We start from the raw sequence: 24,805 nt of genomic DNA on the forward strand, positions 1-24,805 counted from the left end.
TATAAAGATTCGCTTAACCATAACAGCTTTGCGTAACCAGCAACATTTCGCGATGTACGTTAGGACTGCCGGCAAGAACATCACCACTTTCTAAATAACCGACACCTCCGGAAAGGTCAGAAATGACACCACCGGCTTCGGTAACCAGAAGTACCCCAGCGGCGATGTCCCAAAGTTTAAGATGTGATTCCCAAAAACCGTCATAGCGACCCGCTGCAACATACGCCAGATCCAATGCGGCTGCACCTAGGCGTCGCACACCGCTGGTCTGCGTTTCAAGCAATTGATTCAATGTCGACAAGAACCGCTCTAATTCTTCCAGCGGTTGGCCACTAAAGGGAATGCCGGTGGCTAATAACCCGCCACGCAGTCCTAATCGTTTCGCCACAGTCACAGGTTTACCGTTAAGTGTCGTACCCTGCTCTTGTTGTGCAACAAACATCTCGTTCTTTATGGGGTCAAACACGACAGCCGCATATGGTGTACCACGGAATAGGATACCAATCGACACGGCAAAGTGCGGGATACCGCGAACAAAGTTTGTGGTGCCATCGAGTGGATCGATCACCCATTGATAATCTGCCGCTTGCGCGCCACTTCGACCAAACTCTTCGCCAATTATCTGATGCGTCGGGAAAGACTTTAGAACATCCTCTGTCAACATCGTCTCGGAGGTTCGATCAACTTCTGAGACGTAGTCATGCAGACTCTTCTCCTCGACCTCAAAATTGTCTCGTTGGTAGAACGAGTCGCCGATAAATTTCCCCGCGCGCCGCGCAGCTTGCTTTGCTACCTGAATAATATCGCTCATTCGAACATTATCGAGTAGCGCGTAAACTAAGGCAAGAAATCCTTTCTATCGCGAGCACTGCGACCACCGGCCGCAGAAGCCAGCGACGGAGGCGTGATACACACACCAACCGTCGCTAACTGATGGCTAATTTGAATGAGAAATATACCCGTCCAAGCCATGCGGAACCAATCGACCGATTTGACGTGCCACTGATGCGATATCCTTCATCGGCGTATCGTCCAACAACCAGCCTTGTACCGTTCCTATAATTCCACCTGCGTAAAAGTCAGCAATCGTATCCAACTGACGCGCATTGAAATTATGGTTGAATTGAAACAATATTCGGTCTGAAATCAACCTTGAAACCAAGGACTTAAGTAACGACAAGCATTGAATACCGGCCTGACCAGTAAATGCCGCTCGCATTAATATCCGTTCCTTGTCACACTCCTCTAAAAGGTTGCGCATGCTGATTTCAACAAACTCCTCACGCCCTATCTCAGAGTTTTGTACTAGTGACTCAGTTCTGGTCCAGCTTTTTTCGAATAAATTTTCGATACGCGTGAGCAGAATTGATTGCTTACTGTCAAAATTAGAGTAAAACGTTTGTCGGCTCACGCCGGCTGTTTTAGTGAGTTCGCCGATGGTTATTTCATCGATAGTTTTGCTTTGCAGATGGTGAGCTAATGCTATCTGTAGCTTTTCCTGACTGCGTCTTTTTCGTAGATCCACTTTTGTGCCCCTGAATAAATTTTCATGATCAATTAGAATAAAGTTTTATATCGTTTTATGATGGCAGTACGATGCTGCCAAATTGGCGTTAAGCCACTCAAATTAATAGGTAAAACAAACACAGGTGACAAATCGAAAAGACAACACAGCGCCCTACAACGCGTGCTGAGTTTTCATCAAAAATATCCCAATAAAAAGAAGTTATCTTTTACTGTTTGTTTTTCTAGAAAGTTAAATAGACCCTTTAATACGCAAATTAATTAGACAATGATCCACCTGTTTTGCCAACACTTGTTCGGTAAATGTGACGAAACTTTACAAAGCGGTAGATATGTCTAATATCGCTAGCGTACAACACAAGTATTATACTACGTGTCACTTAGCTGACAAATGTCATTAATATTTATTATTAATCCAAATAAAAAATCGTTCTATGTTTTTACCTTTCTACCGATCAATTATTTTACTCTTTGTCGCTATTAGCCTAACGGGCTGCCAATCGTTCGGAACCAAGCAACCTTGGCCCGCCGAACTGCCCGATAAACAACTGTTTATCGACGCATATTTGGAAAAGCGCAACTTGGAAACGGTTGCGCCGGATGTAATCGAAACCCACCTATCTTGGATTCGCCGCTTTTATCAAGGCACATTGCTGTATCCAAACGGCTGGAATCAAGCGACCCAACAGTTCCTCGCGACAGTTAAGAATAGCAAAACTAAGCGTGAAGTCCGACGCAGAATGCGTCAACTAGGCATCGACATCGCCAATGAGTGGGCGCAAGATAATCATTACCGCAACATCGACAATACCAATGTCGCCATTTGGGGAAGCGCACTCAGAGAAGCCGCCGAACGCAGTGATCATCTTAACTTCATCACTAAAGTAGAAGCTGACGTTGCCAAATTAGTCGCTAGAGAGATCGCCCCGTCTCAGATACAGTATGAGCGGTATTATCCAGAAGAAGATTACGGTAATTTTTAGTAATGCAAATACCTTCATCGAATCTTACTAGTGACCTTGGCGCACGTCATCGGCCCAGCCCCATGACGCAAAAAGCGCACGGTGAAATTGCGCGTCGTAGCCTCATTGCCGTTGTCATAAGCCTACAGTGCATTTCGCCCTGCTGGTCCGCAGAAGCCGCTCAAGCAAAGCCGCTTAAAGCCACTGAGCTTGCCGAGACGCCAATCGAGTTAGACGACACGACACGCAAGATTGACGAACTTGACGAACTTGAAGAACCGCTTGAGTCCAAAGAAGACAACGGCTGCAAGCAACGTACCGAAAGTCGAGTATGGGTAGATAGACTGCGTGCAGATACGCACACGCGGCTATGCAACACCGCCAGTTGGGTCGATGGCCTATTTGGCGATGAACAACCCTTTAAGGGCGAGAACTTTAGAGGCAAGGTCGCCGTGGGGTTTCGCCATGACGAAATCGAAGGCATTGACCCGCGAGTGCGAATTCGAATTCGTACCGATTTGCCAAACATGGATAATCGACTAAACGCATTTGTTGGGCGAGTAGAAGAAGACAGCTATATCAGCAATACCGAGGTTAGCGAAGATCGGCTGAATAATGTGGGTTTACGATCGACCAATGACGATGACAGTGAATGGCTGGTCGGCTTGGGATACCGGTCCCCTACCCGCGACAGCAGCGGCTGGGATTTTTCTGTTGGAGCTAAGCTTAGCGGCGGACTCAGCCCTTACTCAAGACTGACCTACCGCCAAGTTTTTCAAACTGGCGAAGATCAATTTTGGAAAACAGAACAAACAGGTTTTTGGCGTAAACAAGACGGCTTCGGCGTGAGCAGCAACGTGGACTACACGCGCATGTTCGGAGAAAAGGACATCATGGTCCTCAACGGCAGCGTTAAATACACCGAAGAAGCAGAACAATGGGAATGGTTTACAGACGCTACGTGGCACCACTCAATCACTGACAAGCGCGGCGTGTCGTCGAGTGTCTACGCACGCGGAGAAGAGGAGAACCCAGTTTCATTGCCAGAATATGGGGTTACGTTCACTTACATCCAACCAATTATGCGAGATTGGGTATTTATCGAAACTGGCGTAGACTTTCGCTGGGAACGAGAGTACCCAGGACAATCATACCAAGGCGCAATCAACCTCGGCATTCAGTTTGAGATGTTGCTGGGCGACTATTATCGCCGTCGCAGGTAAGCTTAACTATTCACCTTGTGCATAGCGACTAGTTATCGCTTTTACCGCAGCGAACACTCAGTACCGAGTATAATTGAGTTTTTATAACTGACGGCAGTGCGACACAATGAGCTTTTATCCACCACACCGAACTTTGATGGGTCCGGGACCCTCTGACGTTTACCCTCAAGTGTCATTGGCACTAGCGCGTCCGACAATTGGGCACCTCGACCCCGAATTCATTCGCTTGATGGATGAAATAAAACAATTATTGCAATACGCATTCCGTACCGACAACGAGCTCACATTACCGATATCTGCGCCTGGCTCAGCGGGTATGGAAGCCTGCTTCGTCAATCTAATCGAACCAAACGACACCGTCATCGTATGCCAAAACGGGGTATTTGGCGGTCGCATGAAAGAGAATGTCGAAAGAATCGGTGCTACCGCCATCATGGTAGAAGACTCTTGGGGAACGGCAATAGACCTTGATAAAGTCCAAGCAGCGGCTAAGCAACATCCAAATGCTAAAGCCATTGCATTCGTGCATGCTGAAACTTCAACCGGCGTTCAGAGCGACGCAAAAGCCATCTGCCATATCGCAAGGCAATATGGCATGCTGAGTATTGTTGATACAGTAACTGGGCTGGCGGGCATCCCCGTAGACGTAGACGCTTGGGGCGCTGACGCGGTCTACAGCGGCACACAAAAATGCCTGTCGTGTGTACCTGGGCTGTCTCCAGTTACATTTTCCGATCACGCTCGTGAAGTGATTTCCACTCGTAAAACGCCTGTCCAAAGCTGGTTTCTCGACATGAACCTAGTCATGGGTTATTGGGGCGCAGGAAGGCAACGAGCCTACCATCACACAGCGCCCGTCAATACACTTTACGCCCTACATGAATCATTAACAGTGCTACGTGATGAAGGGCTAGAAGCAAGTTGGGCAAGACATCAACTGAATCATCAAGCACTAAAAGCGGGTCTTGAGGCGATGGGGCTGCAACTTCTAGTGGCGGAGTCAGACCGCTTACCACAACTCAACACTGTTTGTGTGCCGGACGGCATCGACGAGGCTTTAGTCAGACAGCAGTTATTGAAAGAATTCAGCATTGAAATTGGTGCGGGGCTCGGCCAACTGGCTGGCAAAGTTTGGCGCATTGGCCTCATGGGGTATGCATCGCGCGAAAGCAATGTTCGGTCGTGCGTACAAGCCTTAGAAAGCGCTCTTTCCAAACAGTCATTCCAATTTCCCAACGGTGCAGCGATGCTGGCAATTGATGAAGTATACCGTCAGGCCGCGTCAACAAGTTAACCACTCAAACTATTAGAACAGAATCCACCTGATACGCCGGGACAGACTTGAAGAATGGACAATCAGTGAGTGCTCATGAGGGTCGCCACTAAACGACCCTCCTCTGGTTACCCAGCAGACCAATCCATTGATCTCAAAGCGCAACGCCTTGCGGTCCAGCGGCAAACAGTAGGCGAAAAAAAAGCCCCCTACCCAAGGAGCTTTATTTTCCTCATTGCTGAGTAATATGAACCAGATCTGAACTTTAGTATTTTATCCTACCCATGCCCAAATAAAACTATAAGTAAGATCAGATCCGAGTCATACGTCTACCTAACCATGAGTCAAATATAGACGGTTAAACGCCTAACAACCATGAACTAAGGTAGGAAATTACATCAGACTTTAGTCCCGATTCGACATATCTACTTAGTTCTATCGATTCGGATATTTACTCATTTCATATGCTTTAATTGCGGCTTGCACACGATTGCTAACATGAAGCTTGTGCATAATGTTAGTCATATAATGCTTAACCGTCTTCTCACTCAGGTAAATATCATCGGCAATTTCCTTATTACTCATCCCAATTGCCAACTTCTCCAATATTTGGCGTTCCCTATCGTTTAAATCGAAGTCTTCCGGCGAGTCTCTCTTAGGCTTCTCCGAGCTTCGCATTAGCAAGTTAACAGCTAAGTTCGGCGATATATAGGAGTCACCATTATGAATATCCTGCAATATTGAAATCAGGTCTTCAGACGCAACGCCCTTAAGAATATAACCTCGCGCCTGAGCCTTAAGTGCGGCTTGAACATCATGCTCTTGCTCTGACACGGTTAGCATAATGATTTTAATAACTGGGACCCGCGACGATATCTCGGTAGCCGTTTCGATTCCGCCACCGGGCATACTCACATCCAATAACATTAAGTCGGGAAGATGTTTTTCGGCCTGAATAATCGCCTCTTCCTTGCTACCCGCCTGAGCAACGACGTCGAAAAGGCCGCTCTCGACCAATGTTGTTACCACTCCTTCGCGAAACAACGGGTGGTCGTCGACCACAACTATTGAGATTCTCTCAGCCATATTATTTGCTTTTCTCCGATAAACGCAATTGCTGCAAAACACGTCGCGCTCAATAAATATGCCGGTTAACATCCAACAAGATGCCGACTAGTTTTTTATGATCTAAATAGACCATAAACCCCGCCCATATATTAGATAATACCTAAATACCTATCTAGTCTTAGCCGATATTCCGGCTGCCGCTCTAATTGTCGTCCTTTAGACTGATCGACAATTTAAGCGCAGTGCCCACACCCAGTTCACTGTTAATGCTGAATTTCCCGCCTAAGCTCTCTATACGGTCCTTCAACCCCATCAATCCTAGATGACCTCCGCTAGGACTAAGTGTTGATTTTCTAAAACCAACACCATTATCTTTCAGCGATAAATGTAGCACATCGCCTTTGACGAAAGCATTCAATCGACATTTTTTGGCCTGACCATGTCGATGTGAATTATTTAGCCCTTCTTGAGTAAACCGATACGCAGTTATTTTGATTGGTAGCGGAATATCGTCTGGCAAATCTTGGTAAAACTGAGCAATGTCCGAATCAGATTTCGTACCATGCAGCAGCACCACCTTACGTAAACACTCTTCCAAACTCATCTTTTCCAGTTCAGGCAATACCAGACCCGAGGAGATACCACGAATTTCCTCAAGAGACTCATCGAGTGCTTGGCGCACAGCATGAAACTCATGCCCGAACTGTGTCGCGGCTTCTTGCTTAGACACCTGAGCCAATCGCATTACGGCGAAGCCGATCATTTGAGCTGGCCCATCGTGCAAATCAGCACCAACTCTGCGCAAAAACTGTTCATTTAACTCGACCGCGCGAGCACTCGCAGTTTTCATACTTCGCTGCATGTCTTTATTAGACGTCAGCAACTTAGACAATCGAGTTATCTGCTCGCTGAGCCTATCTTCTTGCTCGTTTATGGTCTGAATGCCACGACGAAAAGTATAGAACAGTAACAAAAATAATAGGCTCGTACTAATTACCAATACCAATAAAAGTTGGCCAGCCAGAAGCCGCGCTGCGGACAACCCATCTCTAAAGTCAACATTGAGTTTAGCTACTTCAACTCGCTTATTCGGTAGTCTTATCGAAACCAATAGCTCACTGATCGGATAATTATTGCTCAATGCCTCAAGCCAAGAGCTCGCCTCGAGCAAATTATGGTTGAGTTTTCTATACGGCTCACTTCGACTCTGCAACAACTTGGTAAATTCTACACGTTGCTCATCCGCAATACTGAGGTCAGCGCGCGATCGCCAGACACTGCCACCATTAATGTCAAACAGCGCAATTGATTCAACGCCTGAAATACTCAAAGCTTTATTACCAATCAATCTAGCCAAGTGCCTCTCTAATTCGAGTGGATCGATCTTCGACGAATCCATATTGGTATCATTAGGTGTAACCGCTGCATTTTTCATAACCTCCGTTACGGCATTACTTTGTGCTATCCGCTGCAGTTCACTGGAAACGCGATTCGCCATGTCTGTCGTGGCACTTTTCTGAAGGCGAGCGTACCCCCCTGCGGTTAACACAGCGACAATCAATAGAATAGTTGTCAGGCCAGCAGCAACAAAACGGCGATTTAAACCGCGCTTTTTCGCCTCGGCCGTGCTGATGAGGGTTAGATCATTCATGGGTAATGGGCAGTCTTGCAACCAGCCGCGAGAACTGATTACGTTGGCGCAATTCTAAGCCGTATTAAGCTAAGAATAAAGACATCTTCAGCGATAAATGCACTAACGTCTATTTATCACGCGCAACACCAACCAAATAGACTGTCCAACCAGCCAGCAAGCTAAGCCCGCCAACCGGTGTAACGGCTCCTAGCCACTGAATATTGGTCACCGCCAATAGGTACAATGAAGCGCTAAATATGACAATACCAACACCTAAGCATAGGGTCGTATAATAGACCAGTTTGTGTGAGCAAAGCTGGGGGTTTAAGCCAATAATCAATAGTGCTAAACCATGATAAAACTGATAGCGATTAGCTAACTCGAAGGTGGCTTGCCGTTGATTCAACGCCAAAACATCGGCCAGCGCATGAGCGCCGAACGCACCAATCGCAACGCCGGTTAAGCAGAGCAGTGCGCCAATAAAAACAGTTAGTTTCACAGCAATGTTAGCGTTCTAAATCGGGCATGTGACACCGGTTCCACCGATTCCACAGTAGCCATTTGGGTTTTTCGCCAAGTATTGCTGATGATACTGTTCAGCATAGTAAAACGGCGGTGCCAGCTCGATCTCGGTGGTGATCTGGCCGTAGCCTTGTTCAACTAAAGTCGACTGATAATCAGTCGCAATTTGTCGTGCAACGGTTAACTGGTCAGCACTCGAGCAGTAGATACCGGATCGATACTGAGTGCCCTTATCATTACCCTGCCGCATCCCTTGGGTTGGGTCATGCAATTCAAAAAATGCCGCAAGTAATTGGGGCAGACTAACAATCGCGGGATCAAATACGACTAACACCACTTCAGTATGACCCGTTCGGCCACTACAAACTTCCTCGTAAGTTGGGTTAGGAGTAAACCCAGCCATGTATCCAACAGCTGTTGTGTAGACACCAGGCATCTGCCAGAATTTTCGTTCCGCGCCCCAAAAACAACCCAAGCCTAGATAAACAGTTTGTAGATTGCCAGCATCGGTATCAAACGGCGGCATGATTGCCCGACCATTTACAAAATGTTTATTTTCAAGCGTCAGCGCGATGTCGCGGCCAGGCAACGCGTTGTCTCGAGATGGAAGTGATAATTTATCTGTAAACACGGTCTTGCTACCTAAGGTGTAATCTATTCAATGCTCAAATAGTACCATTGTTACAAACATCAAGGCTCGACATGAAATTTACTTTCGCTCGCCAGCGAACAAACTAATCAGCTATGACCTAACTTCATTATGAAAAAACAATTATTTACTATCATTACGCTAACCGTCTTTGCATTGTCTTCAATTCCAGCGCAGAGCGGTCAAACTAACAGCGCCGAAAATGCCCGATCAGATGTTTCTAAAACGGTTAGAACAGCGGTGTTCGCTGGAGGCTGCTTTTGGTGTGTGGAGTCTGACTTTGAAAAGCTCAACGGTGTGCTTAGCGCTGTATCTGGCTACACCGGCGGTAGCGCTGCAACGGCTAATTATAAAACCGTAAGCTATACCGAAACCGGTCATTACGAGGCGGTCCAAGTCAGCTATGACCCAAATCAAGTCAGCTACTCTGAACTGGTCGAGTTTTTTTGGCGCCATATCGACCCGACCGACCCCCATGGTCAGTTTTGTGACAAAGGTAGTTCTTATAAATCCGCTATTTTTTATGCCGACGACTCACAAAAATTAGTAGTCGAACAGTCACTGCAACAGTTATCCGCGAATAAACCGTTTACCGCAAATATTGTGACCGCGATTGAAGCCGCGAAGCCTTTTTACCTGGCCGAGGAGTACCACCAAGACTATTATAAGAAAAACCCTATTAGGTATCGCATATACCGATCTCGATGCGGACGAGACCAACGAATCGAGCAGCTTTGGGGTAAACAGGACTAACATCAGAACAAAGCCCAACACAATCACAATTTGCCAGCGGCGCTATTCGCGAAGCGCCGCGCAGCCTATGCAATACTCAGCTGTCAGATCTATCTCCAAGCGTGCCGCCGGAATCGCCTCACTACACTCAAAACATAGCCCGTAGGAGCCGTTAACGAGTCGCAAAAGCGCCTGATCAATACATTTGATTAACTGTATCTGACGGCGCTCGCTAGCCTGCGCCATGGCCTGCCCTTGCATTGCATCCATCCGAGACAAGCGCCCTACACTGTTTTGATCCAGCACCACCGGCTTAGCACTCAAATTAACTGAGTCGATGGTGCGCTGAGCCTGCTCTCGCAGTAACTCTAGCTTGTTTTTATAGAATTTCTGCTGTTGCTTATTGAGCAGCATTTGAACGCGTCAAAATAAGCTCCAGTGGAGAATCATCGAAAGCCGTGTCGAACTCGGTCAAATGTTGCGCATTATCCGCCGTCAAGCCAACAAAATCGAACAAGTCGCGGTCCATTAGATGCGAGCCAGTCACACGCGACATCGACTTAAACACATTAACCACTCTGCCCGGTTGTTCTTGGTCCCAATTAGCTAACATTTGCTTAATTTTCTTACGTTGCAAATTCTCTTGCGAGCCACAGAGATTGCACGGGATAATTGGAAACTCGCGCAACACTGAAAACGCTTCAAGGTCTGATTCTCGACAATACGCCAGCGGCCGAATCACTACATTCTTTTTGTCATCACTGACTAACTTAGGCGGCATACTTTTCAGCCGAGCCCCATGAAACATATTGAGAAATAGTGTTTCAACCATATCGTCCAAGTGGTGCCCCAAAGCTATTTTGGTTGCGCCTAACTCATTCGCAGTGCGATACAAAATACCGCGCCGCAAACGAGAACAAAGTGAACAAGTGGTCTTACCTGCTGGAATCTTATCGGTAACGATACTGTAGGTATCTTCTTCAACGATTTGGTACGGAATGGCGAGCTTATCTAAGTACGCAGGCAGTATCTCGGCTGGAAAACCCGGCTGTTTCTGATCTAGGTTCACCGCAAACAGCTCAAAATTTATTGGCGCACGCCGCTGCAAGGCCTGCAAAATATCAAGCATTGCATAGCTGTCCTTACCACCAGACAAACAGACCATAACGCGATCGCCCTCTTCGATCATGTTGAAGTCAACGATCGCCTCACCAACTTGGCGCTGCAGTCGTTTCACCAGCTTGTTTTGACTATATGCCAACTTTCGAGTGTCTTTCATCGTATTATAATGCCTATGATATTTGCGCGTATTCTACTCCACCAAGTGCGCAGAGGTAAGCGCGATACACACAAGCAATGCATTTCTCTCATCACAAGCGTTAATTCGACGTAAAGTTGTTGCCTGTCACATACATGTAATATGATGACGATTTAATGACGCACATTAAAAACCATATTGAGTGACACCGTCATGACCCACCACATTTTGATAGTTGATGACGAAGCGGCTATCCGTGACATGGTGCGGATGGCCCTAGAAATAGATGGCTTTACCGTATCCGACGCCAGTAATGCGCACCAAGCTGCCAAATTACTCGAAGAAGAGGAAATTGACTTATTACTATTAGACTGGATGATGCCCGGCATTTCTGGAATAGACTTTGCCGGACGCATCAGACGCGAAGGCAACCATCAGGTTGGCATTATCATGTTAACCGCCAAAGATGATGAAGCCGACATGGTTCGCGGCTTAGATGTTGGTGCTGACGATTACGTAAAAAAACCCTTCTCGACTAAGGAACTGCTGTCTAGAATCAATGCTGTGCTCCGAAGGTTGTCGAGTGGCCACGTGTCCGGCGACGTAGTATCGGCCGGCAAGATCACAATCGACTCCGAGCAGCATCGAGTTTTGATCGACGGCAATAATGTTGACTTTAGCCCAACCGAATTTCGCCTTTTACACTTCCTATTAACCCATCCTGATCGCGTATTTGCGCGTGACCAGTTATTAGATAATGTATGGGGCAATCAAGTATATGTCGAAGACAGAACAGTTGACGTGCACATCCGTCGACTGCGTAAAGTGTTGGAACCCTGTGGTTGCGACGACTACATCAATACCGTCAGAGGTGTGGGCTACCGATTCTCGCTACCGGCACTGTAAGATATTGGTCATCCCACTTCAATGAAACAAGACATCATCAAATTCGTCAGCTTATTGGCGACCGCAGGCTTGGTGGGTTGGACACTAAATATTCCTATTTTAGGCATGCTGATCGTCGCAATCGGCATTATTGGCTGGCAGATTCAGCGACTAAATATGCTGCAGAAGTGGGTCGAAAACCCCGGCGGTAACCCGATGCCTGAGATGAGCGGCCAATTCTATCAATTGCACCGCCAGCTGAGCCGCAAAGACACCCAGAACGCCAAACGTAAACGACGACTCAATGAGTTTGTCAGCCAATTTAGACGCGCCATCAGCGCCTTGCCCGACGCCATAGTCCTCGTCGATAACGACGGCAAGATCGAATGGGCGAATACTAATTCAGACCGAATTTTAGGCATACGCTGGCCGGCTGACGCCAATGTGCGATTTGTGAACCTAATTCGCTACCCAGAAGTTGATCAACTGTTACTCGCGCAAAACCCTCCCTCGGTAGGTGTGGAAGTAACAGCATCCACCGATCGCCAAATCACCATCAATATAAAGTGTGTGCGCTATACCAATAAACTACGAATGATAATCGCGCGAGACGTAAGTCGGTTAATCACGGTCAACAAGATACACACCGATTTCGTAGCCAATGTTTCGCATGAGCTCAAGACTCCGCTAACAGTGCTACGTGGTTATTTAGAAATACTGCAAAATAGCCAAGAACTGCCGCAAAAATTTCACAAGCCGATCGCTCAAATGAACATTCAAGGCGCCAGAATGCAGTCGATCGTCAGCGACTTGCTGTACCTTGCTAAACTCGAAGATCATCCCGAAGAGCTACCCATGCAAGCGTTAGATATAACGCATTTAATCAATACGATAATCGAAGCCGTACAGCCACTACTCACCGACAAGCACCATCAACTGGAGTTGGATATCGACCATTCGCTCAAAATGCGAGGAGTCCAAACAGAGCTGCATAGTGCGTTTACAAACCTGATCACCAACGCCATTCACTACACTCCGAGCGGCGGCATAATTCAAATCCAATGGCAAGCCACCGCTTCACACGCGGTGTTCTCGGTAAAAGACAATGGTATCGGTATAGCACCACAACATCTCGACCGTTTAACGCAACGCTTTTATCGGGTCGACAACGATCGTGCACGAGATAGCGGCGGCACCGGTCTAGGCCTGGCAATCGTCAAACATGTTATGCAACGGCACAATGGCCAACTTGAGATCGACAGCAATGAAGATAACGGCAGTGAGTTTCGCTGCGTCTTTCCAATCTATCAAGCCGTCGGCTTCAATGCCGAGGGTAAGCCGTCAAAAGCACCTACTCCGCAGTCAGTCGGCTAACCTCAAGCATTAGCCGATTGGGCAGCTTAGCACGCTTAAGCAAGCGTTAATTTCGCTATAACGTAAGCATGATCGCTCGGCTTATCGGTTTCTTCTCCCGGATTAATTCCGATCAGCTCATTACCGTGTAAAATTTCATACTGAGCGCGATCTTGCTCAGCCAATCTATGGCTTACCAACCCATGCATCAGCACCTGTAACTTGCCACGATGGTTATAATCATAACGTTGATTTTCAGGCAACGACATCACCAAATTTACCGAACCTGAATCGGTTAAGGTCGCGAGTGTGTCGCTTTGCTGAGTATCATTGAAATCGCCTGTCACATAATATTCAACATTGCTTAAGCGAATTTTCTCAAGCTCATTCGCTACTACCATAGCTTGCGCAATCCGAATTTCAGATTTGGCATCGACACCTGGGTTCTCTGGCGCAAAAATACTCGATTGGTGGCGCTTAGATGCAAAATGCACATTGATTACCTCCAACTTTTGGGACGAAGCGGTATGCGTAAAGCAAACCACTAAAGGTTTGCGTGAATCGGTATAACACGGATCGTTAGTACCGAGCAGCCGCAATGACCCGAGATCCGGCGTAACACGGTCAGCGCGATACAAAAATGCATTACGAATATTACCGCCAGGCTGACCGCCATCAGCGCCACTTTCTGGTGGTATATCTAACCATGCGTAGCGCACTTCAGTGAGGGTCTCAATCGCCTCAATCAGCTTCTGGTAAGTTACCGTTGCATCCACCACTGTGGTTAGCTCAGCGCCATCGCTGTCTTGAATTTCTTGTAATGCAATTATGTCCGGACACAAGGCTTGTAGCCCTACCGCTTGCGCCAAGGTATGAAAGCGCCCTTCCCCCCAATCATCGTCAATATCCTGCCGAGGGTTAGACACACGGTGCTCCGACTCAACGTGCGGGTCAAGATTGAAACAATTCAAGGTCATTATGGTGACCGAAGCATCATCGCTAAACAATGCCGTTTTAGAAAGCTCAACAAAATACGGGTCAATAGTGAACGGTTGATCAACCGACATCTGATACGCGTCCGCTCGAAAATGCAGAGGGCCGGTGATTCGACTGCGCAACTTGGCGCCCAAGTTAAGCCGTTGCGCATGATTATAATTACTTACTCTAAATCCGGGAAACCATCTTAGTGGATTGCTGTTTTCGACGATAACACCACCGTCTTCAGTGCGAACTGCACTGCGATCCACGCCAGAGCTATCTAGGGCTAGTACATAATCGCCGTGCGCATTGCTTGGTGCGATAAAGGTCTGCCCAGACGCGATAGTCACAAGCATGCCCTCCAATGCATTCAATAATCGAGCAAGGCGCGCATTATCATTCGGGATCAATTGCGCGGTAATTTCTATCGGATCAACTTGATAATCAGCCGGATTAACTCGAACGACATCTGCCTCGATAAGCCGTAATTGCGTAACTGGCTTGGCCGTTTCATGCTTTATGTAATTCAAGCATTCGCCTTCGGCTTCCACCATCACACCAACCTCTGGTCGCCAACCGGGGCTATAAACAAATACCGCGTCCGAGCCTAGTCGATCCCACTCTTTGTTGGGAGTTTGAATATAAAAACCGCGCCTGAGCACGCCGGTGACAACACCAGCTACCGTTACGGTTTCACCGCTGAACGGAGAATAAAGTGAGTCGCCCTGAATATCCCTGATAGTTACCTTAGTCACAAATAGTTTCTGTATTAAGCCAGTATTAACTGCAGTATAAACAAAAAGAGCCGACTAACCCTGGTTAGCCGGCTCTTTTGTAAACAGGAGCTTACTGATTACGCTAATTTCTCGGTAATCCGATCCAATGTTGTGTGGCGTACGTCTTGCCCTTCAACTAGGTAAATCACGTTTTCACAGATATTGATGCAGTGATCGCCAATCCTCTCCAGCGATCTGGCGGCCCACATTACGTCTAATGCGTCGGATATGTTGTCTGAGTTTTTCTTCATCAGCCCAACTAAGCGGACAATAACTCGCGCATACTCTTCATCGATTGCATTGTCCATACGCATGTTAGTCACAGCCGAGCGTGAATCCATACGCGCATAGGTATTCAAGGTTGCGTGCAATAACTCTTTCACATGCTCGCCCAAGGACAACAACCCCTTAAACGATTTGTTAGAGGCATCATTGTCGATGGCATGTCGAACCATATTGGCAACTCGCTCCGCTTCATCGCCAATACGCTCTAAATCGCGAACCGATTTTGATGTTGCGATAATAAGCCTTAGATCGCCAGCAGCAGGCTGACGTTTAGCTAATATTTGTGTGCACTCTTCGTCGATAACCATCTCAAGCTTATTGATCTTTCGATCAAGCTTTTCGACATCAACGATATTCTCCGCCGAATCCAGCCGCAATGCTTCAAGAGCTTTATCTAGCTGCGATTCCACTAAGCCGCCCATCTTGAGCACACGTGTGCGTATTTCGTCTAGTTCATCGTCAAATTGACGAGAAATATGTCCACCAATTTTAATTTCTTCGTTCATAAGTCTTCTTGAGTTTGGCGTAATCGCCTAGTTAAGGTTAGCGATATTAGGATTACCCTATTCGGCCAGTAATATATTCTTCGGTCAATTGATGCTGAGGATTAGTGAATACCGTTGATGTGTCATTCACCTCAATCAGTTTCCCCAAATGGAAGTATGCGGTGCGCTGTGATACTCGCGCGGCTTGTTGCATCGAGTGCGTGACGATACAGATAGTAAAGTTCTCGCTTAACTCACGAATCAGCTCTTCAACCGTAGCCGTAGCAATTGGGTCAAGCGCAGAACAAGGTTCATCCATCAAGATTACTTCTGGATTCACTGCAATGGCGCGCGCAATACAAAGGCGCTGTTGTTGACCGCCCGATAAGCCAGTCGCTGGCTCATCAAGTCGCTCCTTCACTTCTTTCCATAACCCACATCGAATTAGGCTTTGTTCAACCAATTCATCAAGTTCCACCTTATTATCGGTCAAGCCATGTATGCGTGCACCATACGCAACATTTTCATAGATCGACTTAGGGAATGGATTGGGCTTTTGGAACACCATGCCCACACGCGCGCGGAGTTCAACAACATCGATTTTCTTGTCATAGATATTCTGAGATTCCAACATCAACTCACCAGAAACACGACAGATATCGATGGTGTCATTCATTCGATTTAAACATCTCAGAAAGGTCGATTTACCACAACCGGAAGGACCAATCATCGACACTACTTGGTTCCGACCAATATCTAGGTTGACGTCAAAAATGGCTTGCTTCTCACCATAAAAAACGTCGACGTTGCGTACTCGCATTTTCGGGTCATCCAATAAAGGAAGCCCTGTTGTCTGGTATGTTTCGCTCACAATTTCAGCCTTAGTGTGTTGTGCATTATTCATTGTAACTGCCTTATTCAATTTAGAGTACTCAGGTTTACCAACGTCGTTCTAGGCGTCTACGCAACCAAACCGCCAAGCTATTCATACAAATCAAGAAGCTTAATAGCACCATAATCGCGGCAGATGTTTTTTCGACAAATGCACGTTCAGGGCTATCTGACCATAGAAAGATCTGCACTGGTAACACCGTCGCAGAATCCGTGACACTGCCAGGCACATCGACAATGAATGCCACCATCCCGATCATTAATAGCGGAGCTGTTTCACCAAGCGCTTGCGCCATGCCAATAATAGTTCCGGTTAACATGCCGGGCATGGCTAACGGCAGCACATGATGAATCACGGTTTGCATCTTCGATGCTCCCATGCCCATTGCCGCATCGCGAATTGAAGGCGGCACCGCCTTAATTGCAGCACGACTAGAAATAATAATCGTCGGCAAGGTCATCAGTGTTAGCACAAAGCCGCCAATTAAGGGTACCGAGCGCGGTAGACCAAAGAAATTAATAAAAACAGCCAAGCCCAACAAACCAAAGATCACAGATGGCACCGCCGCGAGGTTATTGATATTCACTTCAATAAAGTCAGTAATCTTGTTTTGCGGAGCAAACTCTTCAAGATAAATAGCCGTGGAAACAGCTATTGGAAACGACAGCAACAGTGTGACCATGAGAGTCAGAATTGAACCCATAATTGCGCCCTTAATGCCGGCCAACTCGGGTTCACGTGAGTCCGAGTTTGTAAACAATATGGTATTTAACTTGGTATACACTGCGCCGGATTTCACCAGCTTATCCACGATTTCAAGCTGTGAATCACTCAAACGATTAATTTGATCAGCCGCGTCAATGTCACGCCCATAGCTGTGCTTAAAATACATATCAAAATCGTCATCAGCGATCATGCTAATGGTCTGGGTCGTGCCGATCAACGTGGGGTCATCAACCACCATATTGCGCAATATTAACGGCATGTCACTGGTGAAAATCGCATACAGGCCACGTTTTGCCTTGCGATCGGTTACCTCAGGAAACATCTCGCGTAATGATTTCTTAAAGAAAGACTCAAAACTAGCCGCCTTTATTTCTTTCTCGGTGCTGTCTGGGGTCAGTCCTAAGGCTTCCGCATCAAATGTAATTGGCACATCCACATAGGTTTGGGTAAATGCACCAACTCCCTTGCCAATAATATCGGTAAATAGAAAAACCACCGCCGCTAAGCCAAATGCTATCGAAAGCCTACCGAACCAACGGAATCGACGTTCAGCTGCATGTCGTTGTTTTAATTTAGCCGCGCGTCGTTCAGCCGCTACAGCGCGTGGATCCTGTTCGGTTTCTGGTAATTGATCAGTCATACTGTTCTCGGTATTTCTTCACTACACGCAATGCAATCACGTTTAAGAATAAGGTAATAAGGAACAAGAAAAGCCCCAACGCAAACGCCGCAAGTGTTTTTGCGCTGTCGAATTCTTGGTCGCCTACTAATAGAGTTACTATCTGTACGGTCACAGTGGTAACCGCTTCGAGCGGGTTCACCGTTAGGTTAGCCGCCAACCCGGCAGCCATTACCACAATCATAGTTTCGCCAATTGCACGCGATGCGGCTAACAGCACACCACCAACAATGCCCGGCAATGCGGCTGGAAAAATTACTCGCTTTATGGTTTCCGATTGAGTCGCGCCCAAGCCAAACGAACCATCGCGCAGGCTCTGCGGCACAGCATTAATCACATCGTCAGAAAGTGACGACACAAACGGAATAATCATCACGCCCATGACGATACCAGCGGCCAACGCACTCTCGGATGAGACCGCCAAATTGGCCAACCAATCAATACCATTTTCTGCGCCCCAATCTCGTGCAGCATCGCCATATTGACGAATCGCTGGAGCTACGGTAAGTGCCGCGAAAAAGCCGTAGACTACGGTCGGTACCCCAGCCAAAATTTCTAATGTAGGCTTAACAAAGCCGCGTACCCGACGGCTCGCGTATTCAGACAAGTAAATAGCCGACATTAACCCAATGGGAACCGCTATGAGTAACGCGATAAATGAGATCAGCAAAGTCCCGACGATTAACGGGATCACGCCAAACGAACCTGAGGCCCCCGCTTGATCAGCTCGAATCGCAATTTGCGGACTCCAATGGGTACCAAATAAGAATTCAGTAATCGGCACTTTCTGAAAAAATGCGATTGACTCAAACAATACTGAAAACACGATTCCAAAGGTAGTAAAGATCGCGATGCTTGAACAGATAAACAGCGTGGCATTAAATACCTTTTCAACCGAATAGCGCGCATTATTGTCGGCCCTAACGGCACGCAAACCTAGTAACAAGCCAACCGCAAGCGCGCACAATGACAGAATCGGCATGGCTTTCGCGCTAATGGCATTCAGGTTTTGCAAACGTTCGATCGCAGGCCGGTACTCAATGCCAATCGATTCGACTGAGCCAATACCAGAAGCCACATTCTCAACCTGACTAAGAACCAAGCCAAGACTTTCGGGACTCAACTGTTTGGCTTCAGCAGGCAAGGAACTTTTCACCAGTGAGGCAATAATTGATCCGTCCAAGGCCAACCAAAGAAACACCAGCAGTAAGGACGGAATCAAGGCCCACAAGCCAACCATTGTCGCGTAATAGCTTGGCAGTGCTGCCAAGCTGCGAATGCCGCCAGCTGGCTTAGCAATTTGCTGAGAGCGCGTATGCCCCAGGAAATAGGCCACCGCTGACGCCGCAAAAATAATAATGAGTAAAGAGGATAAAGTCATCGTACGAAGTCGTTTTCCGTCGAGTGCAATGGGTCGTAGAGACCCTAAATTAAGCCAGCAAGCCTATCATAAATTATGAGTCTTACAGAATCATGAAAGCGGCAATAAGTAGGGTTTGAATAGTACTGTATTTACACGTGAAAAAAATGATGAATGAGTGTACTACCCATTCATCATCGCAACCCGAAGGTTAGTCTCTCGCAAGATGAGACCACCGAGTCTTATAGGCGGCACGACTCATCTCAGCGAAAAGCAGATTTAAAGCGCTAGATTTGTTAACGCTTTGGCACCAACAGCCATCTCTTTATACTTGTCAGCATCCAATGGAATCAAGCCTTTGTCGACCAAATATCCATCTTCACCGATTGCGTCTTCAGAGATAAATGCATTCAAAAACTCTTCAATGCCAGGAACCGTACCGATGTGCGCTTTCTTAACATAGAAATACAGCGGACGACTCACTTTATAGTCACCAGCAGCAATCGCATCAAAAGTTGGCGCCATGCCATCAATTACCGAACCTTGGACCATGTCAGAATTTTGATCTAGAAAACTAAAACCGAAGATTCCGAGTGCGTTAGGGTTCGCAACCAACTTGTTAACGATAAGATTATCGTTCTCACCAGCTTCGATATAAGCACCGTCTTCGCGTACAGCTCGACCGATTACTTTGACAATGTCTTTCCCCTTTGCCGCCGCACCTTTCTTCTTAACAGTTGAGGCCCAAGCATCTTGAATACCGAGTTTTGCAACCAGCGCTTCAATTTCACTTTTCTGATCTGCGCCTAAACCGCGTAGCGTTTCGATATCAGCAATCTGGCGAGCACCGCCTTCAAGCGCCAATTCTGCAAACGCATCACGGGTACCTGATGTTGGTGGTGGGCCAAGCACTTCAATTTTGCTCGCTGGCAATGCTGAATTAACGTCTTTCCAAGTTTTATTTGGATTTTCGATCAATTTACCATCTGGGCCAGGAACCATTTTAGCAAGAGCAAGATATATGTCTTTGCGAGTCAGGTTATATGCAGTCGAACCCTTTGCGTTGGCCAATACGATTCCGTCGAATCCGATCAACACTTCAACGATGTCTTTAACACCGTTGGCTTGGCATTGCTCGAACTCGCTAGACTTGATACGACGAGACGCATTCGCGACGTCCGGAGTAGCAACACCAACGCCGTTACAAAAAAGCTTCAAACCGCCGCCAGAACCAGTCGATTCGACTTTTGGCGCCTTGAAGTCCGATGATTTACCAAACCGCTCAGCCACAACGGTGGCAAACGGATAAACGGTAGATGAGCCAACAATGCTAATTGAATCGCGCGCTGCGGCTGTAGAAATATTGAAGGCGGCGGTAGTAGCTACTAGGCCTAGGACTAACTTATTCACAGTTTTTCTCCTTACTATTAAGGTATCTGGGGGTTATCTGAAACTGTGGCTATCCTAATCGGCCTGTGTGACAAGATTATGACAGCTAAAATAAGCTGCTATACGCGCTTCAATGCTGGTTAAACCCTTGTTTTTTAATGTATTCCCCCATGAATTTACGAGTTTGCGAGGCCGATTGCTTCGCCATTTGCTGGGTAAATGTCACATTTAATTTGCCGTTGGTACGGCGCTGGTAATAATCGGCGACTTCGGCATCGTACTCATCTAAGACCACATCCGTCTCGCCACGTTCAGGATAAGCGTTTTGATGAAACACCGCTTCGATAGGCAACCTCGGTTTTGCAGCTGGGTCTTGATCCGGGTAGCCTAGGCACAAACCAAATACTGGGTAAACCAAATCCGGTAGCGCAAGCAATTCTGTCACCTGCTCTGGATCGTTGCGAATTCCGCCGATATAGCAGCAACCAAGCCCGTCACTCTCTGCAGCCACCACCACGTTTTGCGCAAACAGAGCGACATCAACGGTAGCCGCAATAAATTGTTCAGTCCAGGAAAAATCGGGTTCCTCGGCAGCAACGTCGCGGCGAATGCGATCACGATTTCGACTTAAATCAGCACAAAACACCAAAAACTCCGGCGCCGACTCCACATAAGGCTGACCACCGGCTAACTTGGCAAATTTCGCTCTATTGGCAGAGTCTGACACTCGAATAACGGACACCGCTTGGATAAACGATGAGCTCGAAGCCATTTGACCAGCACGGATGTATTCTTTAAGTTGTGAGTCAGCCAGCGGTTGATCACTAAAGCGACGAATAGATCGATGCTTAAGTATGGTTGCAATTGTGTCATTCATAGCCTTAGGCCTCCCGTGATGCGTCTTGAACCAGAACATAAGGCGCTACGACCAGAGTCCAAAGCTCAGCGTCGTCTTGATACCATTTACGCGCTAAATCACTCGATGGCGCGGAAATTTTAGCGGCGTCAATCAACGGCTTCAATGTAGCAGCATCATCCTCGGCAATGCTCACACCGATGCTGACGAGATCAAGACTCGGATCGACAACCAATACTTTGCCTTGAGCGAAAAAACGTTGCAGCTCACGCCATGCGCAGTGAGCGGTTTCAGAATGAAGTTTTGCCACAAGGTTAGATTGCGCCTCGTTAATATTCATGTTTATTTTACAAACCCGTTTATCGATTATTACCAAGTAAGCGCAGCGTATTCACTACACTTCGGAACGCTATACAACCGCCAGCGCCAATACTCTGGCTGCAAAAAGCAAAAAAGCCCCACTACTCAGTGAGGCCCTTTGCGTGATTCATGTGCAGCTAATGATTAATCATCAAGCTTTTCTGCTTCTTCACTCACTGCTTCTTTAGTCGCTTCAGCAGCTTCTTCAGCGGAATCCATTGCGTCGTCAGCCATATCAGCACTGTCAGACATTGCGCCATCAATTGCGTCGGCAGCACCGTCGACCATGTCTTCAGCACCGTCCATTGCGTCTTTGGCCATATCACTAGCACCGTCCATCGCATCTTCGGCCATATCGCTAGCACCTTCAACTGCATCGCTTGCCGCGTCAGCTACTGCATCGCCAGCATCGTCTGCCATTTCTGCCGCTGAATCTACCGCGTCAGCAGTCGCATCAACTGCGTCTGAAGCGGCTTCTTTAGTCGCATCTATTGCATTACTAATCGCGCTATCTTCGCTTTGATTGCCACATGCCGCTAGAATCAACATCAGCATTGCGGTTAAAGCCGTTTTGGAAATAAGTTTCATAATAGCCTCCCAATCGAGGGATTGGTCTTATAATTGTTGTGTGGTGTACGCCAAACTGAATTGTAATGTTCGTTAGACAACACAGTCCGGACACCAATCATTATACTCAACTAAGCTGTTCCTACCATGTAAATTCAGCAAAATGAAACTTTCTTGCATGGCACAGCGAACAAGAGACGCATTATTTCGACATTAACCGTCCAACTTTGATTGATAAAGTCGTAGCTTTGTAGTAAAAATGCCTGCTAATTTTTCAGGCGACGAGTTGCCACTTTGATTAATTCGCTTTATCGAGCACAATTCTATTTGGGTTACTAATGGTCGGTTCAATGACCAGATGTGGCTTTTAGAGATTGCAAACATAGAGTAAACCTAAAAGTGCAGAATTCGGCATGCCCACGCCGAGCAACTCTTAACTCAACGCAAACTAACCAGTAGCAAGAAAGTGACTAATAAAAAAGCGTCTACTGCCGCAGACCAGGCAGAAAATTTGATTCATGGCGTCGCTCCTTACCAAGAGAAAGCGAACGAAGAGTATATGAACCCGGAACAAGTTGAACACTTTCGGAATATATTACTGTCGTGGAAACGAAACTTGCTCGATGAAGTGTCTAGAACGATTCATTTAATGCAAGATGAAAACATCAATCATCCTGACCCTAACGATCGAGCAAGTCAGGAAACAGACATGTCGCTTGAGTTACGTAACCGCGACCGTGAACGTAAACTACTAAAGAAGATTGATCAAACCATCACGCGCGTCGATAACGATGACTACGGTTGGTGTGATCGATGTGGCATTGAAATTGGCATTCGTCGCCTAGAAGCACGACCAACTGCTGAGCTATGCGTTGACTGCAAGACACTCAATGAAATTAAAGAAAGGCAGATGATTTAGTCATCGGCGCATTCACGAAGCAAGAAAGCGCTCACCAGGTTGAGTTCACAATATAAAAAGCCCGCTAAATATCTGCGGGCTTTTTTAATGATCAATCTAGCCTGCTTGTCATACAGCTAGTACCACACGTTTCAAGCAGGATTAACAGTGCAGCTATGATTTAACCAGCGAATCTGGGGTCGCCACATACTCCACGTACGCGCCCTCCTCTAGCTCCCTTATCCACTGCTTATATTCACGGTCAGCTCGTTGTCGACGGAGAATTTGCTCAGCTCGGCCGCGAACCATCTGCTCAGTGATGTTCTTTTTACGACGATCATCGGCTATTAGGATATGCATGCCAAACTGAGTCTCGATCGGCTGACTGACTTCACCTAAAGGGAGCTTTTGAAATGTTTCCTCAAACGCTGGCACCATCTCACCAGGTGAAACCCAACCCAAACTTCCTCCATTTGCAGCGGATACCGAATCGTCTGAATAAATGCGTGCTAGAGCAGAAAAGTCTTCTCCATTATTAATTCGTTGACGTAGATCAAACAGCTTCTTAGCGGCTTGCGATTTCGCTACCTTAGAATCAGACGAGATAAGAATGTGGCGAACTTTAGTTTGAATAATCTCAGTTCTGTCGCCCTTCATATCGAGCAATTTGAGAATATGGTAACCATTCGCGGTTTCGAGAACCTGAGACACCTCTCCGACCTGAACATCTTTGAGCGCGCTAACGTAGATTTCAGGTAACTGCCCAGTTGAGCGCCATCCAATCACACCACCTTCTTGCGCATCAGTCGCCTCAGAATAAGTGAGAACCGCTTGCTGAAAGCTTAGTCCGGTATCGATTTCATCTCGCACTTGGCGCGCAAGCTCTGCAGCGTTATCGCCGTTCTTAATCAATATGCGAGCAATCTGATATTCCGACGTATCAGCATCAAGATCATTCGCGGCTATAAACGTCTCTATTTCGTAATCCGGTACGATTACGCGCGAACGCGCATAGTAATCGGTGAATCTTGAAATAACCATCGAGTCACGAACCGATTCTTGGAACATTCCAAAAGGTTGTCCTGCCGCGGAAATTTGTGCCTTTAATTCGGCTACCGTGGCGTTTTGCTGTGCAGCAAAACGCTCCATTGTGGCCTGCACCTCAGCATCACTCACCTCAATTCCGCGACGCTGCGCTTCCTGAACTTGCAAGCGATCGCTAACCATGGTCTCGAGCAATTGCTGGCTAAGCCCTGGAGGCGGTGTTTGCCCAGCAGCTTTAAGCTCATCCAAAACCGTCACCATACGATAATCGAACTCGGACTGCGTAATCACATCCTCATTAACAATTACCAATACGCGATCCGCGTATGAATGGGCCGTTAAGCTTGTTATTAAAGCAATGAAGGCGATTGCAGACGCCAGTGATAATTTCATAATATTCAATGGTTTATTCCTAATGAGATGGCCAA

The 24,805-nt window shown here is 47.0% G+C and carries 24 protein-coding genes and 1 pseudogene; 7 read left to right on the forward strand and 18 right to left on the reverse strand.

From position 1 onward, the window contains the following. Positions 1-13 precede the first annotated feature (13 nt). Together DFR28_RS07415 and DFR28_RS07420 are read right to left on the reverse strand one after the other, a co-directional pair. The gene (locus tag DFR28_RS07415) at positions 14-811 is read right to left on the reverse strand and encodes an inositol monophosphatase family protein (RefSeq protein ID WP_113953702.1); all 798 of its coding nucleotides are present in this window, start codon (positions 809-811) and stop codon (positions 14-16) included. Between the two features lie 126 nt (positions 812-937). Then, positions 938-1,525, reverse strand: coding sequence for a TetR/AcrR family transcriptional regulator (locus DFR28_RS07420; RefSeq protein WP_170132012.1), 588 nt, complete (start codon positions 1,523-1,525; stop codon positions 938-940). A gap of 433 nt (positions 1,526-1,958) precedes the next feature. On the opposite strand from DFR28_RS07420, the gene DFR28_RS07425 reads away from it, so the two are divergent. The 3 genes from DFR28_RS07425 (at position 1,959) to DFR28_RS07435 (ending at position 5,003) form a co-directional block, all read left to right on the forward strand. Next, on the forward strand, positions 1,959-2,507 hold the full coding sequence (locus DFR28_RS07425; RefSeq protein ID WP_113953704.1) for a hypothetical protein: 549 nt from the start codon (positions 1,959-1,961) through the stop codon (positions 2,505-2,507). A gap of 2 nt (positions 2,508-2,509) precedes the next feature. Further along, positions 2,510-3,709, forward strand: coding sequence for a hypothetical protein (locus tag DFR28_RS07430; RefSeq protein ID WP_147250950.1), 1,200 nt, complete (start codon positions 2,510-2,512; stop codon positions 3,707-3,709). A 136-nt stretch (positions 3,710-3,845) separates the two neighbouring features. Further along, on the forward strand, positions 3,846-5,003 hold the full coding sequence (locus DFR28_RS07435; RefSeq protein WP_113954534.1) for a pyridoxal-phosphate-dependent aminotransferase family protein: 1,158 nt from the start codon (positions 3,846-3,848) through the stop codon (positions 5,001-5,003). 414 nt (positions 5,004-5,417) lie between these two features. Here the strand turns inward: DFR28_RS07435 and DFR28_RS07440 are convergent, their stop codons facing one another. The 4 genes from DFR28_RS07440 to msrA (DFR28_RS07455) all read right to left on the reverse strand — a co-directional run bounded on the left by DFR28_RS07440 (position 5,418) and on the right by msrA (DFR28_RS07455) (position 8,836). After that, a complete protein-coding gene (locus DFR28_RS07440; RefSeq protein ID WP_113954535.1) occupies positions 5,418-6,068 on the reverse strand; it encodes a response regulator in 651 nt (216 codons plus the stop codon). 184 nt (positions 6,069-6,252) lie between these two features. Then, complete coding sequence (locus tag DFR28_RS07445; RefSeq protein WP_113953706.1) at positions 6,253-7,701, reverse strand: sensor histidine kinase; 1,449 nt, start codon at positions 7,699-7,701, stop codon at positions 6,253-6,255. Between the two features lie 109 nt (positions 7,702-7,810). Beyond that, entirely contained in the window at positions 7,811-8,182 is a 372-nt protein-coding gene (locus DFR28_RS07450) for a DUF423 domain-containing protein (RefSeq protein WP_113953707.1), read from the reverse strand. A gap of 15 nt (positions 8,183-8,197) precedes the next feature. After that, on the reverse strand, positions 8,198-8,836 hold the full coding sequence (gene msrA, locus DFR28_RS07455; protein WP_113953708.1) for a peptide-methionine (S)-S-oxide reductase MsrA: 639 nt from the start codon (positions 8,834-8,836) through the stop codon (positions 8,198-8,200). 129 nt (positions 8,837-8,965) lie between these two features. Here msrA (DFR28_RS07455) and msrA (DFR28_RS07460) point away from each other — a divergent pair, with 129 nt between their 5' ends. Then, positions 8,966-9,607: a peptide-methionine (S)-S-oxide reductase MsrA gene (gene msrA, locus DFR28_RS07460; protein ID WP_113953709.1), complete on the forward strand. Its 642-nt coding sequence runs from the start codon at positions 8,966-8,968 to the stop codon at positions 9,605-9,607. Positions 9,608-9,649: 42 nt separating this feature from the next. Here msrA (DFR28_RS07460) and DFR28_RS07465 read toward each other — a convergent pair whose 3' ends face one another. Together DFR28_RS07465 and ttcA are read right to left on the reverse strand one after the other, a co-directional pair. Then, positions 9,650-10,000: a TraR/DksA family transcriptional regulator gene (locus DFR28_RS07465; RefSeq protein WP_113953710.1), complete on the reverse strand. Its 351-nt coding sequence runs from the start codon at positions 9,998-10,000 to the stop codon at positions 9,650-9,652. After that, on the reverse strand, positions 9,987-10,865 hold the full coding sequence (gene ttcA / locus DFR28_RS07470; protein WP_113953711.1) for a tRNA 2-thiocytidine(32) synthetase TtcA: 879 nt from the start codon (positions 10,863-10,865) through the stop codon (positions 9,987-9,989). The genes DFR28_RS07465 and ttcA overlap by 14 nt, the downstream gene beginning before the upstream one ends. Positions 10,866-11,057: 192 nt before the next feature. On the opposite strand from ttcA, the gene phoB reads away from it, so the two are divergent. Both phoB and phoR read left to right on the forward strand, forming a co-directional pair. Then, positions 11,058-11,750: a phosphate regulon transcriptional regulator PhoB gene (gene phoB, locus DFR28_RS07475; protein WP_113953712.1), complete on the forward strand. Its 693-nt coding sequence runs from the start codon at positions 11,058-11,060 to the stop codon at positions 11,748-11,750. Between the two features lie 21 nt (positions 11,751-11,771). Next, entirely contained in the window at positions 11,772-13,103 is a 1,332-nt protein-coding gene (gene phoR, locus DFR28_RS07480; protein ID WP_113953713.1) for a phosphate regulon sensor histidine kinase PhoR, read from the forward strand. Positions 13,104-13,138: 35 nt separating this feature from the next. On the opposite strand, the gene DFR28_RS07485 is transcribed toward phoR, so the two are convergent. The 9 genes and pseudogenes from DFR28_RS07485 to DFR28_RS07525 form a co-directional block, all read right to left on the reverse strand. Continuing rightward, on the reverse strand, positions 13,139-14,815 hold the full coding sequence (locus tag DFR28_RS07485) for an endonuclease/exonuclease/phosphatase family protein (protein WP_113953714.1): 1,677 nt from the start codon (positions 14,813-14,815) through the stop codon (positions 13,139-13,141). Between the two features lie 98 nt (positions 14,816-14,913). Further along, positions 14,914-15,627, reverse strand: coding sequence for a phosphate signaling complex protein PhoU (phoU, locus tag DFR28_RS07490; protein ID WP_113953715.1), 714 nt, complete (start codon positions 15,625-15,627; stop codon positions 14,914-14,916). A 52-nt stretch (positions 15,628-15,679) separates the two neighbouring features. Beyond that, positions 15,680-16,462, reverse strand: a pseudogene (gene pstB / locus DFR28_RS07495) (phosphate ABC transporter ATP-binding protein PstB); the annotation flags it as partial. 82 nt (positions 16,463-16,544) lie between these two features. Then, positions 16,545-17,864, reverse strand: a complete 1,320-nt coding sequence (pstA, locus tag DFR28_RS07500; RefSeq protein WP_113953717.1) for a phosphate ABC transporter permease PstA — start codon at positions 17,862-17,864, stop codon at positions 16,545-16,547. Further along, a complete protein-coding gene (gene pstC, locus DFR28_RS07505) occupies positions 17,857-19,284 on the reverse strand; it encodes a phosphate ABC transporter permease subunit PstC (RefSeq protein WP_113953718.1) in 1,428 nt (475 codons plus the stop codon). The genes pstA and pstC overlap by 8 nt, the downstream gene beginning before the upstream one ends. Positions 19,285-19,542: 258 nt before the next feature. Further along, on the reverse strand, positions 19,543-20,673 hold the full coding sequence (locus DFR28_RS07510; RefSeq protein ID WP_113953719.1) for a substrate-binding domain-containing protein: 1,131 nt from the start codon (positions 20,671-20,673) through the stop codon (positions 19,543-19,545). A gap of 109 nt (positions 20,674-20,782) precedes the next feature. Further along, positions 20,783-21,529 carry an oxygen-insensitive NADPH nitroreductase gene (gene nfsA / locus DFR28_RS07515; RefSeq protein ID WP_113953720.1) on the reverse strand — a complete coding sequence of 249 codons (747 nt, stop codon included), beginning with the start codon at positions 21,527-21,529 and terminating at the stop codon, positions 20,783-20,785. Between the two features lie 4 nt (positions 21,530-21,533). Then, on the reverse strand, positions 21,534-21,848 hold the full coding sequence (locus DFR28_RS07520) for a DUF2288 domain-containing protein (RefSeq protein WP_113953721.1): 315 nt from the start codon (positions 21,846-21,848) through the stop codon (positions 21,534-21,536). A gap of 164 nt (positions 21,849-22,012) precedes the next feature. Then, the gene (locus tag DFR28_RS07525) at positions 22,013-22,456 is read right to left on the reverse strand and encodes a hypothetical protein (RefSeq protein ID WP_113953722.1); all 444 of its coding nucleotides are present in this window, start codon (positions 22,454-22,456) and stop codon (positions 22,013-22,015) included. A gap of 445 nt (positions 22,457-22,901) precedes the next feature. On the opposite strand from DFR28_RS07525, the gene dksA reads away from it, so the two are divergent. Continuing rightward, on the forward strand, positions 22,902-23,354 hold the full coding sequence (gene dksA / locus DFR28_RS07530; RefSeq protein WP_245941743.1) for an RNA polymerase-binding protein DksA: 453 nt from the start codon (positions 22,902-22,904) through the stop codon (positions 23,352-23,354). A 153-nt stretch (positions 23,355-23,507) separates the two neighbouring features. Here the strand turns inward: dksA and DFR28_RS07535 are convergent, their stop codons facing one another. Next, positions 23,508-24,779: a peptidylprolyl isomerase gene (locus DFR28_RS07535; protein ID WP_483959584.1), complete on the reverse strand. Its 1,272-nt coding sequence runs from the start codon at positions 24,777-24,779 to the stop codon at positions 23,508-23,510. Positions 24,780-24,805: the final 26 nt, after the last annotated feature.

This window comes from Arenicella xantha, from assembly GCF_003315245.1.
GTDB classification, from domain to species: Bacteria; Pseudomonadota; Gammaproteobacteria; order Arenicellales; family Arenicellaceae; genus Arenicella; species Arenicella xantha.

Coding starts and splice junctions, on each gene's coding strand:
- DFR28_RS07415 (WP_113953702.1), bottom strand. CDS start 811: ATGAGCGATATTATTCAGGTAGCAAAGCAAGCTGCGCGGCGCGCGGGG.
- DFR28_RS07425 (WP_113953704.1), top strand. CDS start 1,959: ATGTTTTTACCTTTCTACCGATCAATTATTTTACTCTTTGTCGCTATT.
- DFR28_RS07430 (WP_147250950.1), top strand. CDS start 2,510: ATGCAAATACCTTCATCGAATCTTACTAGTGACCTTGGCGCACGTCAT.
- DFR28_RS07435 (WP_113954534.1), top strand. CDS start 3,846: ATGGGTCCGGGACCCTCTGACGTTTACCCTCAAGTGTCATTGGCACTA.
- DFR28_RS07440 (WP_113954535.1), bottom strand. CDS start 6,068: ATGGCTGAGAGAATCTCAATAGTTGTGGTCGACGACCACCCGTTGTTT.
- DFR28_RS07445 (WP_113953706.1), bottom strand. CDS start 7,701: ATGAATGATCTAACCCTCATCAGCACGGCCGAGGCGAAAAAGCGCGGT.
- msrA (WP_113953709.1), top strand. CDS start 8,966: ATGAAAAAACAATTATTTACTATCATTACGCTAACCGTCTTTGCATTG.
- DFR28_RS07465 (WP_113953710.1), bottom strand. CDS start 10,000: ATGCTGCTCAATAAGCAACAGCAGAAATTCTATAAAAACAAGCTAGAG.
- ttcA (WP_113953711.1), bottom strand. CDS start 10,865: ATGAAAGACACTCGAAAGTTGGCATATAGTCAAAACAAGCTGGTGAAA.
- phoB (WP_113953712.1), top strand. CDS start 11,058: ATGACCCACCACATTTTGATAGTTGATGACGAAGCGGCTATCCGTGAC.
- phoR (WP_113953713.1), top strand. CDS start 11,772: ATGAAACAAGACATCATCAAATTCGTCAGCTTATTGGCGACCGCAGGC.
- phoU (WP_113953715.1), bottom strand. CDS start 15,627: ATGAACGAAGAAATTAAAATTGGTGGACATATTTCTCGTCAATTTGAC.
- pstA (WP_113953717.1), bottom strand. CDS start 17,864: ATGACTGATCAATTACCAGAAACCGAACAGGATCCACGCGCTGTAGCG.
- pstC (WP_113953718.1), bottom strand. CDS start 19,284: ATGACTTTATCCTCTTTACTCATTATTATTTTTGCGGCGTCAGCGGTG.
- nfsA (WP_113953720.1), bottom strand. CDS start 21,529: ATGAATGACACAATTGCAACCATACTTAAGCATCGATCTATTCGTCGC.
- DFR28_RS07520 (WP_113953721.1), bottom strand. CDS start 21,848: ATGAATATTAACGAGGCGCAATCTAACCTTGTGGCAAAACTTCATTCT.
- DFR28_RS07525 (WP_113953722.1), bottom strand. CDS start 22,456: ATGAAACTTATTTCCAAAACGGCTTTAACCGCAATGCTGATGTTGATT.